Source organism: Isoptericola sp. F-RaC21 (genome assembly GCF_038593535.1).
Taxonomy (GTDB): domain Bacteria; phylum Actinomycetota; class Actinomycetes; order Actinomycetales; family Cellulomonadaceae; genus Isoptericola.
Genome location: NZ_JBCFYX010000001.1, coordinates 1,073,870 through 1,091,147 on the forward strand (window position 1 = coordinate 1,073,870; position 17,278 = coordinate 1,091,147).

General features: G+C 74.4%; 15 protein-coding genes. 2 read left to right on the top strand and 13 right to left on the bottom strand.

All coding sequences use genetic code 11. The features are described from left to right. Window positions 1-139: 139 nt before the first annotated feature. The 7 genes from AAG589_RS05015 to AAG589_RS05045 form a co-directional block, all read right to left on the bottom strand. Entirely contained in the window at window positions 140-1,192 is a 1,053-nt protein-coding gene (locus tag AAG589_RS05015) for a siderophore-interacting protein (protein ID WP_446719675.1), read from the bottom strand. A gap of 74 nt (window positions 1,193-1,266) precedes the next feature. After that, entirely contained in the window at window positions 1,267-2,202 is a 936-nt protein-coding gene (locus AAG589_RS05020; protein ID WP_430566122.1) for a universal stress protein, read from the bottom strand. Window positions 2,203-2,248: 46 nt separating this feature from the next. Continuing rightward, the gene (locus AAG589_RS05025) at window positions 2,249-4,348 is read right to left on the bottom strand and encodes an iron ABC transporter permease (protein ID WP_430566123.1); all 2,100 of its coding nucleotides are present in this window, start codon (window positions 4,346-4,348) and stop codon (window positions 2,249-2,251) included. A gap of 11 nt (window positions 4,349-4,359) precedes the next feature. Further along, window positions 4,360-5,346 carry an iron-siderophore ABC transporter substrate-binding protein gene (locus tag AAG589_RS05030; RefSeq protein WP_430566124.1) on the bottom strand — a complete coding sequence of 329 codons (987 nt, stop codon included), beginning with the start codon at window positions 5,344-5,346 and terminating at the stop codon, window positions 4,360-4,362. 94 nt (window positions 5,347-5,440) lie between these two features. After that, a complete protein-coding gene (locus AAG589_RS05035) occupies window positions 5,441-6,247 on the bottom strand; it encodes an ABC transporter ATP-binding protein (protein WP_430566240.1) in 807 nt (268 codons plus the stop codon). A gap of 138 nt (window positions 6,248-6,385) precedes the next feature. Then, window positions 6,386-7,243, bottom strand: a complete 858-nt coding sequence (locus AAG589_RS05040) for a TrmH family RNA methyltransferase (protein ID WP_430566125.1) — start codon at window positions 7,241-7,243, stop codon at window positions 6,386-6,388. 52 nt (window positions 7,244-7,295) lie between these two features. Next, complete coding sequence (locus tag AAG589_RS05045; RefSeq protein ID WP_430566126.1) at window positions 7,296-8,309, bottom strand: AraC family transcriptional regulator; 1,014 nt, start codon at window positions 8,307-8,309, stop codon at window positions 7,296-7,298. Window positions 8,310-8,444: 135 nt separating this feature from the next. On the opposite strand from AAG589_RS05045, the gene AAG589_RS05050 reads away from it, so the two are divergent. Next, complete coding sequence (locus AAG589_RS05050; protein ID WP_430566127.1) at window positions 8,445-9,122, top strand: NAD(P)-dependent oxidoreductase; 678 nt, start codon at window positions 8,445-8,447, stop codon at window positions 9,120-9,122. Between the two features lie 80 nt (window positions 9,123-9,202). Further along, window positions 9,203-9,736, top strand: coding sequence for a GNAT family N-acetyltransferase (locus AAG589_RS05055; RefSeq protein ID WP_430566128.1), 534 nt, complete (start codon window positions 9,203-9,205; stop codon window positions 9,734-9,736). Between the two features lie 76 nt (window positions 9,737-9,812). Here the strand turns inward: AAG589_RS05055 and AAG589_RS05060 are convergent, their stop codons facing one another. The 6 genes from AAG589_RS05060 to AAG589_RS05085 all read right to left on the bottom strand — a co-directional run bounded on the left by AAG589_RS05060 (window position 9,813) and on the right by AAG589_RS05085 (window position 17,213). After that, complete coding sequence (locus tag AAG589_RS05060; protein ID WP_430566129.1) at window positions 9,813-11,837, bottom strand: ABC transporter ATP-binding protein; 2,025 nt, start codon at window positions 11,835-11,837, stop codon at window positions 9,813-9,815. Then, the gene (locus AAG589_RS05065; protein ID WP_430566130.1) at window positions 11,834-13,585 is read right to left on the bottom strand and encodes an ABC transporter ATP-binding protein; all 1,752 of its coding nucleotides are present in this window, start codon (window positions 13,583-13,585) and stop codon (window positions 11,834-11,836) included. The genes AAG589_RS05060 and AAG589_RS05065 overlap by 4 nt, the downstream gene beginning before the upstream one ends. Then, window positions 13,585-14,337 carry a TetR/AcrR family transcriptional regulator gene (locus AAG589_RS05070; protein WP_430566131.1) on the bottom strand — a complete coding sequence of 251 codons (753 nt, stop codon included), beginning with the start codon at window positions 14,335-14,337 and terminating at the stop codon, window positions 13,585-13,587. Before AAG589_RS05070 ends, AAG589_RS05065 begins: the two co-directional genes overlap by 1 nt. A gap of 156 nt (window positions 14,338-14,493) precedes the next feature. Then, window positions 14,494-15,693: an SPFH domain-containing protein gene (locus AAG589_RS05075; RefSeq protein ID WP_430566132.1), complete on the bottom strand. Its 1,200-nt coding sequence runs from the start codon at window positions 15,691-15,693 to the stop codon at window positions 14,494-14,496. 117 nt (window positions 15,694-15,810) lie between these two features. Beyond that, on the bottom strand, window positions 15,811-16,290 hold the full coding sequence (locus AAG589_RS05080; protein ID WP_430566133.1) for an NfeD family protein: 480 nt from the start codon (window positions 16,288-16,290) through the stop codon (window positions 15,811-15,813). Window positions 16,291-16,415: 125 nt separating this feature from the next. Continuing rightward, the gene (locus AAG589_RS05085) at window positions 16,416-17,213 is read right to left on the bottom strand and encodes an ABC transporter ATP-binding protein (RefSeq protein ID WP_430566134.1); all 798 of its coding nucleotides are present in this window, start codon (window positions 17,211-17,213) and stop codon (window positions 16,416-16,418) included. Window positions 17,214-17,278 lie beyond the last annotated feature (65 nt).

A 17,278-nucleotide genomic window follows, 5' to 3' on the forward strand; every position in this document is an offset into this window, starting at 1 on the left:
CCCGCGCGTCTGCGCGTCGCACGGCACGAACCCGCGCACGCCGATCCGTACATTCACGATCGACAATGCGGATCTCGGCCGTCGGGCGGGACGAACGGGCGAGGTCAGGCGTACAGGAGAGCGACCGGCCGGTTCCGGATCAGCACTCCGCGCGGCCGCGGCGCCAGTAGCCCATGAATGCGACCGCCTTGCGGTCCACGCCCTTCTCCGAGACGAGGTAGCGGCGCAGCGTCTTGATCGAGCCGGCCTCGCCGGCGAGCCAGGCGTAGAGCACGGTGTCCTGCGCGAGCGGCTGCCCGGCCGCGTCGACGGGGACCTCCCAGAGGATCTCCGCGTCGATGTCGACGTCGGGCAGCTCGCCCTCCAGGTCGACGCCCGCGGCGGTGAGCGCCGCGGGGTCGGCCTCCGCGGCGAGCAGCTCGGGCGCCGCCGGGGTGTCGGCCGACGGGCGCACGCCCATGGCGAGCAGCCGGTCCGCGGCGTCCTTCACGGCCGGCACCAGCACCTCGCCGTGCTCGCGGTCCTCGCGCGGCAGCCAGGAGATCCGCACGCCGGCCGGCGCGGCGAGGGTCCAGCGGTCCTCGGGGTGCGGCACCTCGAGGAAGACCTCGCCGACGGCGTCGTCGGGCAGCGACTCGCAGATCGCGGCGATCGCCGGGACCGCGGTCTCGTCCCCGGCGAGCAGCAGGGCGTGGCTCCGGGCGGGCGGGTTGAACTCGAGCCCGCCGTGCGGCCCGTCGGTGTACTGCGCGTTGGGGCCCATGATGACGAGCGGGGCGCCCGGCTTCGCGCCGTTGGCCCAGCGCGACGCGGGGCCCGTGTCGCCGTGCAGCACGATGTCGACGTCCACCTCGCGCAGGTCCTGCCGCACGGCACGCACGGTGTAGGTGCGCAGCGGGTTACGACGCTCCTCGGGCAGCGCGCGCCAGGTGCTGAACCAGTCGGGGTTCTGCCGGTCGAGGTACTCCCAGCCGCCGCAGGGCGCGGGGAGCAGGAACTTGATCCGCTGGTCCTTGCCGTTGTCGGCGAACTGGTCGAGGTCGTCGCCGGTGAACGTGATGCGGATGAACGACGGACACAGCCGCGTGACCCGGGAGACGACGACGTCGAACATGCGGTACGGCTGCGCGGGGGCGACGTCCTGCGCGGCGTTCTGGTCGGCGCGCTCGGTCGCCTCGACGGTCTCGGTCACGGTGGTAAGCCTAACCTCACCTCGCCCCGGGTCCGCAACCCCGGGTGACCGTCGTCACACGGGGCTCCGCACCCTCACGCCGTCGCCTCGACCGCCCCGGGCGCGCGCACCACGACGACCGGGCAGGCCGCCGTCCGCACCAGGGTGTGCGTCGCCGACCCCAGCAGCATGGACGCGAACCCGCCGCGGCCGCGGGTGCCCAGCAGCAGTCGCTCGGCGCCCTCCGCCTCCCGGTGGAGCACCCGCACCACGTGCCCCTCGCGCGTCTGGCCGACCACCTCGAGCGCCCCCTCCGACGCGCCGCGCCCGCGCAGCCGCTCCTCCACCCGGTCCAGGCCCTTCTGCAGCACCGGACCGGCGTCGGCCTCCGTCACGTCGTGGGCCTCGTGCTCGGTGGGGCCGCGCGAGGAGACCCACTCGGCGACACCGGGGCGCCACACCACCACGACCCGGAGCGCGCGGCCCAGCTCCCACGCGGCGTCGACGGCGGCGTCCAGGGCCACCCCGGCCTGCTCGGAGCCGTCGTACCCCACGACGACCGGGGCGTCGGGCGGCAGGTCCTGGCGCGGTCCCTCGGCGGGCACGACGACCACCGGGCAGTGGGCGTGCGCGGTCACCTGCAGCACCACGGTGCCGCGGATCGCCTCGTACAGGCCGCCGTGCCGCGTGGCGCCGAGCACGAGGGCGCCGGCGTCCGCGGACACCCCGACGAGCGCCGCGGACGGCGAGGCGTACTCGACGTACGTCTCGACGTCGACGCCGGGGGCGACGTCGCGGGCGCGGGCGGCAGCCTCCTCCACGACGGGCCACGCGCCGCCGTCGCCCCGCTCCCCCAGGTCGTCCCCGTGCGGTCGGGCGGCCACGCCCGTGTCGTGCGCATCGCGCACGTAGACGACGCGCAGCACGGCGCCGCGCGTGCGCGCCTCCCGCGCCGCCCAGGCGAGGGCGACGTCGGCAGGCTCCGACGCGTCGTAGCCGACCACCACCGGGGCGGCCCTGTGCTCGTCCATCCCGTCATCGTCCCTCGCCGCGGCGCCGCTCGAAAGGCGGCGGGCGTCAGGCGGTCCCGCGACCCCGCGAGCGCCACAGCAGGTACACGAAGTACGGCGCCCCCAGCAGGGCCGTGCCGAGCCCCGCGGGGATCTGGCCCGGCGCGATGACGACGCGGCCGAGCGTGTCGGCCGCGGACACCAGCACGGCACCGACGAGGATCGCCACCGGCAGCACGCGCGCGTGCCGGGCGCCGACCAGCGCGCGGGCGGCGTGCGGGGCGACGAGCCCGACGAAGCCGATGACGCCGACGGCGCACACAGCGGCGGCCGTCGTGAGCGCGGCCGCGCCCAGCAGCACCAGCCGCGAGCGGTCGACGGGCAGGCCCAGCACGCGCGGGGTGTCCTCGTCGAGCGACAGCACGTCGAGCTCGCGGCGGTAGGTCGCGGCCAGCGGCACCATGACGAGCAGCGCGAGGGCGACGGGCAGGAGCTGCTCCAGGCTGCGCCCGTACGTCGACCCCGACAGCCACGTCAGGGCGAGGTTGACGTCCCACGGGGCGATGACGAGGACGACGAGGGTGATGAGCGCCGTCGTGCCCGCCTGCGCGCCGATGCCCACCAGCACGAGGCGCTCGGACGCGAGCCCGCCGCGCGACGACAGCAGGTACACGAGGGCGAAGACGCCGAGCGCGCACGCGCCCGCCGCCGCCGACATCGGCCAGATGCCCACCCCGGGGACGAGCAGGATCATGAGCACCGCGCCGAGGCCCGCGCCCGACGTCACGCCGAGCAGGCTGGGCTCGGCCAGCGGGTTGCGGCACACCGCCTGCACGATCGTGCCCGCGAGGGCCAGCGCCGCCCCCGCGAGCACGGCGGCGAGCACGCGCGGCACGCGCTGGTCGAGCACGAAGCTCACCTGGCGGCCGGCCTGGCCCTGGGCCCAGTTCGACACGTCGCCCAGCAGCACGATCCGGTCGCCCAGCAGCAGCCCCGCGACCAGGGCGGCCACGAGCGCGGCCCCGAGGAGCACGACGACCGTGACGAAGCGCGCACGCGACCGCGGGCGACCGAGATTCCCCCGGGCACCGCCGGCCGCGGCCCCGGCGTCACGCAGCCGGCGCGCCATCCACACGAGGATGACGGCACCGAGGACCGAGGTGACGATGCCCGTCGGGACGGCGATCGAGGCCTGGCCGGGCAGGACCGCCCGCAGCAGCACGTCGGAGCCGAGCACGACGACCACGCCCACGAGCGCCGAGAACGGCAGGAGCAGCGCGTGGCGCCCCAGCCCCGGGACGCGACGTCCGACGAGCCGCGCGATCACCGGGGCCGACAGACCGACGAAGCCGATCGGCCCGGCCACCGTCACGGCGATCGCCGCGAGCAGCACCGCCACCAGCACGGACAGCACGCGGGTGCGGCGCACGTCGATGCCGAGCACGCGGGCCGCGTCGTCGCCGAGGCCCAGCAGGTCCAGGCGCCGCGCGAGCAGCAGGGCGCCGGCGACGCCCACCACCACGACCGGCGTCGCGAGGCTCACCGCCCGCGTGCCCGACTGCACGGTGCTGCCGCTGCCCCACGCGAACAGCCCGGTCGTCTCCTGCTCGAAGAGCACGAGCAGCACCATCGTCAGCGAGTGCAGCGCGAGCATGATCGCCGAGCCGGCCAGCACGAGCCGGGTGGGCCCGTCCGCACCGCCCCGGGCGAGGGCGAGCACGAGCGCCGCCGCGGCCAGGCCGCCGACGAATGCCAGCCCGCCCTGCAGGTAGAACGGCACCGTCAGGCCGAACGCGGCCGCCGCGACGACCGTCACGTACGCGCCCGCGTTGACCGCGAGCGTGTCGGGGGACGCGAGCGGGTTGCGCGCGACCGACTGCAGGACGGCGCCGGCGACGCCGAGCGCCACCCCCACGAGGATCCCCGCGAGCAGGCGCGGCAGCCGGGAGGAGACGAGGACGGCGACCGTCTGGTCGGTGTCGGCGCCGACGGCGGCGCGCAGCACGTCCATGGGTCCGACGTCCGCCGTCCCCTGGGTGACGTGCACCGCCGACAGGACGAGGACGGCGACGGCGGCGAGGACGAAGGCCCCGACGACGCGCGCGGGCGCCGCCCGCCGCCCCGAGGCGGCGGGGGCGGCGGACGGCGGGGAGGCGGTCAGCGACATGCGGGGTGCGGTCAGGCGAGGGCGTCGACGAGCGCGTCGATGTACGCCGCGCCCGACAGGGGCCCGCCGAACATCCAGATGCCGTCAGGGATGCGGTGCACGTCGCCGGCCTGCACGAACGGCAGCTGCTCCCAGACCTTGTTGCCCTTCAGGCCCTCCGCGAACGGGTCGGCCTGCGCGCTGTTGGAGGCGTAGACGAACTCGACGTCGCCGAGGTTCGTCAGGCCCTCGACGTCGGTGGTCGCGAGGCCGTAGTCGGGGTCGCCGCCCTCGGTCCAGGCGTCCTTGAGGCCGATCTCCTCGCCGAGCGCGCCGAAGAACGAGCCGGGCGCGTACATGCGAATCGACACGGTGCCGTCGCCGACGTGGCCGTCCGCCATGACGAACTCGGCGCCGGCGAGCCCTGCGTCCTCGATCGCGCCCGTCGCCTCGGTGACCTTGGCGTCGAAGTCGGCCAGCGCCTGCGCGGCCTCGTCCTGCTTGCCGGTGACCTCGCCGAGGGTCGTCACGGTGTCGCGCATGTAGCCGAGCGGGTCCGACCCGTCGGACCCACGCAGCGCCACCACGGGCGCGATCTCCTCGTACTGGGCGATGACGTTCTCGGGGACGTCGGTGGTCGTCACGATCAGGTCGGGCTCGAGGGCGGAGATCGCGTCGACGCTCGGCTCCTGCCGGCTCCCGACGTCGGGGGTGCCAGCGTCGATCGGCGCCACCGTGTCCCAGGCGTTGTACGCCTCGACCTCGGCCTGCCCCACCGGCTCCACCCCGAGCGCCACGAGGTTCTCGGTCAGCCCCCACTCCAGCGAGACGACCTCGGTGGCCGGGGCGTCGAGCGTGTGCTCGCCGCGCTCGTCGGTGTACGTGACCGGGCCGCCCGCGGCCGCCGTCTCAGGGGCCGCCTCGGCTGCCGGGTCCTCGGTGGTGCCGCACGCGGCGAGGGCGAGCGCGGCCACGGCAGCGGTGGCGCCGGCGAGCAGCGGGCGGGTGGGGGTGCGCATGGGTCTGGGTGTCCTTCGGTTCGGGGCGCCGCCCGGGGGCGGACGCGACGGAGCCGGGCGGCGGGCGCGCCGGCGAGAGGGTGGGTTCGGGGCGTCAGGCGCGGGCGTCGTGCCTGCCGACGGCGTCGCAGCGGGTGCGGCCGGTGTCCGGGTGCGTGGTGACGTCGACGCGGATGCCGTACACCTCGGTGAGCAGCTCGCTGGTCAGCACCCGGGCGGCGGGACCGGACGCCCGTACCTCGCCGCGGTGCAGCACCACGACGTGGTCCGCGACGGCGGCGGCCTGGTTGAGGTCGTGCAGGACGACGCCGACGGCGACGCCGTGCTCGGTGGCGAGGTCGCGCACCAGGTCGAGCAGCTCCACCTGGTAGCGCAGGTCGAGGTAGGTCGTGGGCTCGTCGAGGAGCAGCACCCCCGTGTCCTGCGCGAGGCAGGTCGCGAGCCACACGCGCTGCAGCTCGCCGCCGGAGAGCTCGTCGACGCCGCGCTCGGCCATCTCCGCCACGCCGGTGACGTCCATGGCGTGGGCGATCGCGCGCGGCCCGTCGGCGTCCGCCGAGCGGAAGCGCCCGCGGTACGGGTGCCGGCCGTAGGCGACGACGTCGCGGACGGTCACTCCGCTGGGCGTCGGGTGGCTCTGGGAGAGCAGGGTGACGCGGCGGGCGAAGTCCTTGGGGTGCAGCGCGAGCGCGTCGGTCTCGCCCTCGCCACCGGCCGCGTCGTCGAGCGTGACGGCCCCCGCGTCGGGGCGGTGCAGCCGCGCGAGCGAGCGCAGGAGCGTCGACTTCCCGGAGCCGTTGGGCCCGAGCAGCGCCGTCACCGCGCCGGGGCGCAGCTCGATCTGCGCGCCGTCGACGACCGTGCGCTTGTCGTACGAGAGGCGCAGGCCGCGCCCGGCCATCGCGACGGCGGGACGGGACTCGACCTCGGGGGGCGCCGCGGGCGCCAGGGTCTGGCTCACGTAGGTGAGGCTAACCTTCACCAGCGCTTTTCGTCATCCCCGTGTTTCATATTTCCTCGTGTGACTCGGGTCACGGCCTCACGCGCGCGTCGCCCAGAACGCCACGGCCGACGCCGCGGCGACGTTGAGCGAGTCCACTCCCCCGGCCATCGGGATCCGCACGACGACGTCGGCCGCCGCGACCGCACCGCGCGAGAGCCCGTCGCCCTCCGTGCCCAGCACCATCGCGAGCCGCTCGGGCGGGTCGGCCACCAGCTCGTCGAGGGAGACCGAGTCGTCGGAGAGGGCCAGCGCCGCGACGGCGAAGCCGTCGTTCTGCAGCGCGTGCAGGCCGCCCGGCCACGAGTCCAGCCGCGTCCACGGCACCTGGAAGACGGTGCCCATCGAGACGCGCACCGAGCGGCGGTAGAGCGGGTCCGCGCAGCGCGGCGAGACGAGCACGGCGTCGACGCCGAGGGCCGCGGCGCTGCGGAAGATCGCGCCGACGTTCGTGTGGTCGACGATGTCCTCCAGCACGGCGACGCGACGCGCCCCCGCGCCACCGCGGGCCCCGGCGAGCAGGTCGCGCACGGAGGGCAGCGCGGGCCGGTGCATCGCCGCGAGCGCCCCGCGGTGCAGGTGGAAGCCGGTGATGCGCTGCACCACGTCGTCCGCGCCCACGTACACCGGCGCCTCGGGGTGGGCGGCGAGCACGTCGGCCATGGAGTCGAGCCACTTGTCTGCCATGAGGAACGACCGGGGCGTGTGCCCCGCCTCGAGCGCGCGCCGGATCACCGACGACGACTCGGCCATGTACAGCCCCTCGGCGGGCTCGCGCACGGCGCGCAGCTTCACGTCCTTGAGGTCGGTGTAGTCGTGCAGGCGCCGGTCGGCGGGATCGGTGACGCGGGTGACGCGGGCGCCGTCGACGACGCCACCGGGCTCGGGGATGCTCACCGGAGCATTCTCCCCCGCCTCGCCCGTGCCTCCTTCCCGGCGGCCGGCGGCCTCAGCGCTCGAGGACCTCCGCCAGCGTGCGCGCCGGGCCGGCGGCGCGCCACGCCCCCGGCGTCACGCCGTGCCGCCGCACGAACGCCCGGTGGAACCCGGGCACGGAGTCGTAGCCGACCTGCCGCGCCACGCGCTCCACGCTCGCGTCGGGCTCGCGCAGCAGCCGTGCCGCGTCGTCCCCGGCCACGTACGTCATGGGCGGCTCCCCGACGGTGCAGGCGAACCGCTCGGCGAACGCCGACCGCGACAGCCGCGCGACGGCGGCGAGCGACGCCAGCGTCCAGGGACGCCGCGGTTCCGCGTGCACGGCGCGCAGCACGGGCCCGAGCGCCGGATCACGCAGGGCGGCGATCCACCCCGACGCCGGCTCCTCGGCCTCCAGCCAGCGGCGCACCACGTGCACGAGGAGCACGTCGGCCAGCCGGGCCGTGACGACGTCCGTGCCCGGCCGCGGGTGTCGCACCTCGTGGTCGATCGCGGCGACGACGGCGCGCAGCCAGCCGCCGTCGGGCCCGGCGCCGCCGTCCTCGTCAGACTCAACGGCATCCGGCGCGCGCAGCACGGCCGGCAGGCTCGCCAGGAGGCGGCCGACGCCGGGGTCCGTGAACCCGACCGCCCCGCACACCAGGGTGGCGGGTCGCCCGCCGCCGTCGATCCGCAGCCGCTCGTACCGGTCGGCGACGACCGTGCGGTCGACGTCCCACAACCCCGTGGCCGGGTCGTCGCCGGCCCCTGTGATGCGGTGCCCGGCACCGTGCGGCACCAGCACGAGGTCGCCCGGCCCGAGGTCGTGCCGCCCGCCCTCGACCTCGACGACGGCCCGGCCGTCGAGCAGCAGGTGGAACATCAGGACGCCCGGCAGCGCCGGCATCTCGATGCCCCACGGCTCGGAGAACCGCCCCGTGGAGCAGAAGACGGCGTCCATCTCGAGCCCACCCAGCACCTCGGCCCAGGGATCTTCCTGGGGTCGCCCGGCGCCGGGGACGGGCAGGACGGTCGCGACGTCGCTCATCCCGCCATCCTCCGGCCACCCGGACGAACGGTCAAGATCTCCGGACGGACCCTCATGGTTCGTCCGATCGGCAGCCGGAAGTCTGGAGCCAGACGCCGGGACCGCACGGGCCCCGGCACGACGAGGAGGACTCTCATGGACGTGCTGGTGATCGGAGCGACGCGGGGCAGCGGCCTCGCCGTCACCCGCGAGCTCGTGGCCGCGGGCCACCGCGTGACCGCGTTCGGCCGGACGGCGAGCGCCGCGTTCGCCGCGCCCGACCCGGGTCTCGACGGACAGCCGGGAAGCGTACGGCCCGTCGACGGCGACGCCCTCGACCCCGAGGCGGTGGCCAAGGCCGTCGCGGGGCAGGACGCCGTCGTCGTCACGCTCGGCATCTCGGACAACCCGCTCGCCGTGCAGTGGCTGCGCCGGTCGAGCACCGCCCCGGACGTCCGCTCGCGCGGCACGGCGCACGTCGCGGCGGCGATGCGCGAGACCGGCGTCCGCCGGCTGCTCGTGCAGAGCACCTACGGCCTCGGGGACTCGTGGGCCCACCTCGACCTCACCTGGAAGCTGGTGTTCCGGTTCGTCATCGGCCGCCAGTTCACCGACTCGGGGCGCCAGGAGGAGGTGGCGCGCGCCAGCGGGCTCGACTGGACCCTCGTGCGTCCCGTCTCGCTCACCGACGCCCCCGACGACGCGCCCGCGCACGTCACCACCGACGGCACCCGGCGCGGTCTGAAGGTCTCCCGCGCCCAGCTCGCCCGAGTGCACGCCGCCGCGCTCGCCGACCCCGCGACCGTCGGTGCCACGCTCAGCGTCTCCGCGTGACGTGACGACGCAGGCCCGCGAGCGCCGCCAGCCTGCGGCCCCGACAGCAGGCTGTCGGGGCCGCGTGCCAGGATCGCCGGGTGACCCACGACCGGACCGCCGCGCCGACCGTCGTCCTGCGCGACCGCACGGCCGACGACCTGCCCGCCCTCGCCGACGTCCTCGCCGCCCAGCAGCCGGCCTCCGGCTACCCGCACCGGTGGCCGCTGCCGTTCCCGGTCGAGGAGTTCCTGGTCCGCCCCGACGAGGAGCGCGCGTGGGTGGCCGAGGTCGACGGCGCGGTCGTCGGGCACGTCAGCGTCACGACGGTCCCCGACGACCGGTACGGGGCCATCTGGTCCGCCGGCGCCGGCCGGCCCGTCGCCGAGCTGGGCTGCGTGTCCGTGCTCTTCGTCGGGCCGGCGGCGCAGGGCCACGGCATCGGCGGCGCGCTGCTCGACGTCGCGGTGGCGCACCTGCGCGCGCAGGACCGCACCCCCGTGCTCGACGTCGACGACCGCGACGGCGTGGCCCACGCGGTCTACCTGCACCGCGGGTGGCGGGTCGTCGGCGAGGCGCGGTTCCACTGGCAGCGCGAGGGGGCGCCGCCGGCCCGGATGCTCGTGCTCCCCTGACGCGGGAGCACCCCGGGAACGAGCGTGCCGGCGTGCTCCGCGGACCGCGGGAGCACGCCGGCGCGGCGGTGTCGGATCAGACGCCGGCGGGCCCGGCGACCACGTCCTCCTCGTTCACCGCCGGGGCGGTGAACTGCGACTCGTAGAGCCGCGCGTACGCCCCGCCGGCGGCGAGCAGCGTGTCGTGGTTGCCCTGCTCCACGATCTGTCCGTGCTCCATGACGACGATGGCGTCGGCGTCACGGATGGTCGACAGGCGGTGCGCGATGACGAACGACGTGCGGTTCGCGCGCAGCGCGTTCATGGCCTGCTGCACCAGCACCTCGGTGCGGGTGTCGACCGAGCTCGTCGCCTCGTCGAGCACGAGGATCTCCGGGTCGGCGAGGAACGCACGGGCGATGGTCAGCAGCTGCTTCTCCCCCGCCGACAGGGCGGTGGCCTCATCGTCCAGCACCGTCGCGTACCCGTCGGGCAGCGTGCGGACGAACGGGTCCACGTGCGTGGCCTCGGTGGCGGCGAGGAACTCCGCCTCGCCCACCGTGGCGCCGTCGCGCACCCCGTACCGGAGGTTCTCCTCGATGGTGCCCTTGAACAGCCACGTGTCCTGCAGCACCATGCCGATCCGGGAGCGCAGGTCGTCGCGGGTCATCGCGCGGGTGTCCACGCCGTCGAGGGTGATCCGCCCCTCGTTCACCTCGTAGAACCGCATGAGCAGGTTGACCAGCGTCGTCTTGCCGGCGCCCGTCGGCCCGACGATCGCGATCGTCTGGCCCGGCTCCGCCACGAGGTCGAGATGCTCGATGAGCGGCGTCTCGGGGTCGTAGGAGAACGAGACGTCCTCGAACGCGACGCGGCCCCGCACGTGCTCCAGGCGGCGCGGGTCCGCCGGGTCCGGGTCCTGCTCCGGGGCGTCCAGCAGCTCGAACACGCGCTCGGCCGACGCGACGCCGGACTGCAGCAGGTTCATCATCGACGCGATCTGCGTGAGCGGCTGCGTGAACTGCCGCGAGTACTGGATGAACGCCTGCACGTCGCCCAGCGACAGCTGCCCCGAGGCGACCCGCAGCCCGCCGATCACGGCCACGATGACGTAGTTGAGGTTCGCGAGGAAGCCCATCGAGGGCTGCATCGTGCCGGAGATGAACTGCGACTTGCGGGACGCCTCGTACAGCGCCTCGTTCTCCGTGCCGAACTTCGCCGCGGCGGCCTCCTGGCGCCCGTACACCTTGACCAGCGAGTGGCCGGTGAACATCTCCTCGACGTGCGCGTTGAGCCGCCCGGTGGCCGCCCACTGCGCCACGAACTGCGGCTGCGAACGCTTCGCGATCTGCATCGTGAGGACCACCGACAGCGGCACCGTCACCAGGGCCACGAGCGCCAGCACCCACGAGATCCAGAACATCATCCCGAGCACGCCGATGACGGTGAGCACGGAGGTGACCAGCTGCGCGAGCGTCTGGGTGGTGGACTGCGCCACGTTGTCGATGTCGTTGGTGACGCGCGAGAGGATCTCGCCCTTCGCCTGCTTGTCGACGTAGCTCAGCGGGATGCGGTGCAGCTTGGCCTCGACATCGTCGCGCAGGCGCCGCATCGTGTTCTGCACGGCGATCGTCATGATGCGCGCCTGCAGCCACCCGAAGAGGAACGCGCCCAGGTAGACGACGACCACCCACATGAGGATCTCGGACAGCCGGCTGAAGTCGACGCCCTGCCCCACGACGACGCCCTGCATCGACGCGAGCATGTCGGCCTGGGTGGTGTCCCCGGAGGCCCGCAGCCCCGCGACCACCTGGTCCACCGGGGTCCCCACGGGCACCGACGCGCCCAGGGTCTTGCCGACCACGCCGGCGAAGATGACGTTGGTCGCCTCGCCGAGGATCTTCGGCCCGGCGACGGTGAGCGCCACCGAGACGACGCCGCACAGCGTGAGCAGGACGACGCGCGCCCGTTCCGGGCGCATCACCCCCGCGAACCGCTTGAGCGAGCCGGTGAAGTCCATCGGCTTCGCGCCCGGGGCCATCCCGCCCATCGGGCCGTGCCCGCCGCCGCCCCGACGCCCTCCGCCGGCCGGTGCCGCCGGAGCCTTCCGTTCCGTGCTCATGCCGCCTCCTCGAGGGACATCTGGGAGGAGACGATCTCCTGGTAGGTCTCGTTGTCGGCCAGCAGCTCGGCGTGCGTGCCGCGCCCGACGATGCGGCCGTGGTCCAGCACGAGGATCTGGTCCGCGTCGCGGATGGTCGCGACCCGCTGGGCGACGACCAGGACGGTGGCGTCCTGCGTGCGCGGCCGCAGCGCGGCGCGCAGCCGCGCGTCCGTGCTGTAGTCGAGAGCCGAGAACGAGTCGTCGAACAGGTACACCCGCGGCCGCCGGACCACGGCGCGCGCGATGGCGAGCCGCTGGCGCTGCCCGCCCGAGAACGTGGTGCCGCCCTGCGCCACCGGCGCCTCGAGCCCCTCGGGGAGCGCCTCGACGAAGTCGCGCGCCTGCGCGATCTCCAGCGCGGCCCACATCTCGTCCTCGGTGGCGTCGGCCTTGCCGTAGCGCAGGTTGTCCGCGATCGTGCCGCTGAACAGGAACGCCTTCTGCGGCACCAGGCCGAGCTGCGAGCCGAGGTCCGCGGTCGTCAGGTCGCGCACGTCGACGCCGTCCAGGAGCACGCGCCCGTCGGTGACGTCGAAGAGCCGCGGCACGAGGTTGAGCAGCGTCGTCTTGCCCGCACCGGTCGAGCCGATGATCGCGGTCACCCGGCCGGGCGAGGCGGTGAAGGTCAGGTCGTGCAGCACGGGCTCGTCGGCGCCGGGGTACCGGAACTCGACGCCCTCGAACGTGACCTCGCCGCGCGGGCCCTCGCCGTCGGCGAGCGAGGTGAGGGACACGGGGGCCGCGGGCTCCGTGACCGAGGTCTCGGTCTGCAGGACGTCGGTGATGCGGCCCGCGGCGACGGAGGCGCGCGGCACCATCATCACCATCATCGTCGACATCATGACGGCCATAAGGATGTACATGATGTAGCTGAGGAACGCCATCAGCGCCCCCACCTCCATCTGGCCGTTGTCGATGCGCTGCGCGCCGAACCACAGCACGGCGACGCTGGAGGCGTTCATGATCAGCATGACCATCGGGAACGCCAGCGCCATGAGCTTGCCGGCGTTCAGCGACGTGTCGTACAGCGCCTCGTTCGTCACCCCGAACCGCTCGAGCTCGCGGTTCTCGCGCACGAACGCCCGCACCACCCGCAGGCCGGTGATCTGCTCGCGCAGCACGCCGTTGATCGCGTCGATCCGCTTCTGCATCGCCTTGAAGTACGGCACCATCCGCCACATCAGCAGGCCCATGGCGATGCCGAGCACCGGCACCACGACCAGCAGCAGCCCGGAGAGCTCGACGTCCTCCTGGAGCGCCATGATCACGCCGCCGACCAGCATGATCGGCGCCATCACCATGATGGTGAAGGTCATGAGCACGACCATCATCACCTGCTGCACGTCGTTGGTCGTGCGGGTGATGAGCGAGGGCGCCCCGAACTGGCCGAGCTCGCGGGCGGAGAAGCCCTGCACCGAGTCGAACAGGTCGCGACGCACGTCGCGGCCCAGCGAGGTCGCGGCCCGGGCCCCCAGGAACACCGCACCGATCGCGCACGCGACCTGGACGAGGCTCACCACGAGCATCCAGCCGCCCACGCGCATGATGTAGGCCGTGTCGCCGGTGGTCACGCCGTTGTCGACGATGTCGGCGTTGAGGGACGGCAGGTAGAGGGAGGCGAGCGTGGCGAGCAGCTGGAGCACCAGCAGCAGGCCGACGGCGCCGGCGTACGGGCGCAGATAGCTCCGCGCCAGGGAGACGAGCATCAGGGCTCCTGGGGGTGGGAGGTTCGGGGCGTCGCCGTCCCGGGGGAATTCTCGGACGCAGTGTTCTTCGCCGCGGTGGGCTCGGGCACGGGTTTTTCTCCTCGATCGTCCGCGATGCCGTGCACGAGCGCATCGGCGACGACCCGGGGCGAGGGGGCCGGCAGCAGGTGGTCGACCCGGGCGTGGGTGCCGGCGATGCTCGCCTCGACCAGGGCCACCGCGACCTCGATCGGCATGCGGAGCCGGTGCTCGTCGGGCTGCAGCACGCCGATCAGCCCCGCGACGGTGGCCTCCCGCTGCTGCTCGCGCTGCTTCGCCAGCTGGGCGCGGAAGTCCTGCACGTGCTCGGGCTCGACCTGGTCGCGCGCGCCGGTGCGGTGGTGCAGCGCGCGCAGCACGCCCATCCAGCGCATGACGTCGGTCATCCGGCGGCGGCCGAGCTCGATGACCCGCTCGAGCCGCTCCTCGAGGGGCGCCTCACGGTCGATCGCCGCGAGCTCCGCGCGGGTCTCGACCGGGCCGGACGCGCGGTGCAGCCCTTCCACCGCGACCGCGCCGATCAGGGTGAGCTTGTCGCCGAACGCCCGGAACAGTGTGCCCTCGGCGATGCCTGCCGCGTCGGCGAGCTCCCGGCTCGTCACCTCGAGGCCGAACTCTCCGACGAGCGGGAGGACGGCGTCGACGATCGCCGAGCGGCGGTCGTCCGGCGCGAGCGGAGCGGCACGACGGTTCGTGCCCGAGGAGGCGATCACCCGCACACGATAAATGAGTGAGCACTCACTCCGCAATCTGCGCGCCGCCCCCGGCGCGCGATCGACCGGGCACGACGAGAGGGCCGCCACCCCGCGGGGTGACGGCCCTCCGGCCGAACTGCTCCGTCGCGCCGTGGCGGCGCGGCGGCACTGCGGCTACTGCTGCTGCGGCTCCTCCGGGCTCTCCGGCTCACCGCCGAGAGGCCGCGGCTGCGCCCCCGGCGACGGCGGCGCCGTCGGACCGCCGGACGGCCGCTGGCCGCGCTCGGCCGACGGGTCGAACGGCGCGCCCGACCGCGTGCCCGCGCTCGTGGCGTCCGCCGTGGCGGCCTCGGCCTGGCGCCGCGCCTCCGCGAGCGCCTCGCCCGCGTCCTCGAGGGCCGACGCGCCCAGCGTCGAGGGCCGCGGCCGGGGACCGGCCGGACCCTCGTCGTCGGACGGCGGGGTCGGGATGCCGGGGGTGCCGGGGGTGCCGCCGAAGCCCTTGGCGATCGAGCCCAGCGCCGCCGTGAACTCCGTGGGCACGACCCACAGCTTCGAGGCGTTGCCGTTCGCGATCTCCGGGAGCATCTGCAGGTACTGGTAGGCGAGCAGCTTGGGGTCCGCGTCGCCCTCGTGGATCGCGCCGAACACCTGGAGGATGGCGCGCGCCTCACCCTCGGCCTGGAGGATCTTCGCCTGGGCGTCACCCTCGGCCCGCAGGATCTGGGACTGCTTCTCACCCTCGGCGGTGAGGATCTGCGACTGCTTGACACCCTCCGCCGTGAGGATCGTGGCGCGGCGGTCGCGCTCGGCGCGCATCTGCTGCTCCATCGCGCCCTGCACGGAGGCCGGCGGCTCGATCGACTTCAGCTCGACGCGGTTGACGCGCACGCCCCAGCGGCCGGTCGCCTCGTCGAGCACGCCGCGCAGCTGGCCGTTGATCTGGTCACGGCTGGTCAGCGTCTGCTCGAGGTCCATCGAGCCGACGACGTTGCGCAGCGTGGTCACCGTGAGCTGCTCGATACCGGTGATGTAGTTCGCGATCTCGTAGACCGCGGACTTCGGCTCCGTCACCTGGAAGTAGATGACGGTGTCGATGCTCACCACGAGGTTGTCGCTCGTGATCACGGGCTGCGGCGGGAAGGACACGACCTGCTCGCGCAGGTCCACGCCGGCGCGGATGCGGTCGACGAACGGCACCAGCAGGTGCAGCCCGGGCTCGAACGTCTTGTTGTAGCGACCGAGCCGCTCGACGATCAGCGCCGTCGCCTGCGGCACGATGCGCACGGCCTTGACGAGCGCGACGATCAGCACGATCGCCAGGATGATGAGCACCACGTAGAGCACGATGGTGCCGGGTTCGGTATCGGACACGTCGGTCCCTTCTGTCGACACTGTCGACGTCGTCGACATCGGACGGTTCCGCCGGTCGTCCCGGCGGGTCGTGCAGACCCCGGGCCGAGCGGACGGACCGCCGGCGCCCGGGGGACGTCAGGCGGAGCGCTCGGGCTGCTCGTGCGTGGTCGCGACGGGAGCCACCACGGCGGTGGCCCCGTCGATCCGGACGACGCGCACCTCGGTGCCCACCGGCACCCGGGGGGTGGAGTTCGGGATGCCGTCGTCCTCCAGGCGCGCGCTCCAGACCTCGCCCTGCAGCTTGACGCGGCCGCCGGTCTCGGTGACCTCCGCCAGGACGACCGCCGTGCGGCCCACCTGGGCCGCCGCGTTGGTCTCGACGAGCGGGACGCGCTGGCGCAGGTGGCGCAGCAGCCACGGGCGCAGCGTGAAGAGCAGGAGCGCGGAGACGACGCACGCGACGACGATCTGCAGCCAGAGCTCGCCGCCGGCCGCGGCCGTGACGGCGCCGCCGAGGGCGCCGCCGGCGAGCATGATCAGCACGAGGTCCAACGAGAGCATCTCGATCGCGGCGAGCAGCAGCGCGCCTCCGACCCACCACAGCCAGGAGTCCATGGACCTCTCCCCTCGTCGTCCCTCGCGGGAGCGTGCGGTGCCGGGAGATCCCTCAGAGGAACGACTCCCCCGCCACCAGGTTTTGCACAGACTTTACCAAGCCTGAGCCGACGCGGGAAGCCGTTTCAGCGACCGGCAGGTCGCGCCGCGCGGGCCAGCCACCGGCCCCCGCCGTGGGCCACCATCAGGGGCGTCCCGAAGGCCTGGGAGAGGTTGTCCGCGGTGAGCACCTCGTGGATCGGGCCGGCGGCCTGGATGCCGCCGCGCTTCATGAGCATCAGGTGCGTGAAGCCGGGCGGGATCTCCTCGACGTGGTGCGTCACGAGGATCAGGACGGGCGACGCCGGGTCCGCCGCGAGCTCGGACAGCGCGCCCACCAGCTCCTCGCGACCGGCCAGGTCGAGGCCCGCCGCCGGCTCGTCCAGCAGCAGGATCTCCGGGTCGGTCATGAGGGCGCGGGCGATCTGCACGCGCTTGCGCTCCCCCTCCGACAGCGTGCCGTAGTGCCGGTCCGCGAGGTCGGCGACGTCGAACGCCGCGAGCAGGTCCTTGGCGCGCTGCTCGTCGAACTCCTCGTACGCCTCCTGCCAGCGGCCCGTGACCCCGTAGGCGGCGGTGAGCACCACGTCGCGCACCGTCTCGTGGCCCGGGATGCGGTCGGCGAGGGCCGCGGAGGCGAAGCCGATCCGGGGGCGCAGCTCGAAGACGTCGACCCGGCCCAGCCGCTCCCCCAGGAGCTCGGCCGTGCCCCCGGTCGGGTGCGAGCGCGCGGCCAGGATCTGCAGCATGGTGGTCTTCCCGGCCCCGTTGGGGCCCAGGACCACCCAGCGCTCGCCCTCGTTCACCTGCCAGTCCACGCCGTCGAGGATGGTGGTGCTACCGCGTCGTACGGTGACGCCCTGCAGGTCGAGAACCGCGCTCATGAGGCCCGACCCTACCCGAGCCCGACGTCGTCACCGGCCCGTGCCCGAGCCCGCGCCCGAGCCCG